Source organism: Halioglobus sp. HI00S01 (assembly GCF_001635445.1).
GTDB classification, from domain to species: domain Bacteria; phylum Pseudomonadota; class Gammaproteobacteria; order Pseudomonadales; family Halieaceae; genus Halioglobus; species Halioglobus japonicus.
Map to the genome: position 1 here is coordinate 1 of NZ_LWEE01000155.1, position 220 is coordinate 220.

The window sequence follows — 220 nt, forward strand, 5'->3', positions numbered from 1 at the left end:
TTGGCCTGTACCTGATTGCGCAGGGCAAGCGGGTAGCTGTGCTGGCGGTAGACCCAAGCTCTCCGATCGCGGGCGGTTCGATACTGGGCGACAAGACGCGCATGGAAGAATTGTCGCGCAGGGAAGAGGCCTTTATCCGGCCCTCACCATCAGAGGGCGCGCTTGGCGGCGTGGCTCAGAAAACCCGTGAAACCATGCTACTTTGCGAAGCCGCTGGCTA

General features: G+C 61.4%; 1 pseudogene. It reads left to right on the top strand.

Annotated elements, in window-relative coordinates:
- A pseudogene (locus A3709_RS15025) lies at positions 1–220 on the top strand (methylmalonyl Co-A mutase-associated GTPase MeaB); the annotation flags it as partial.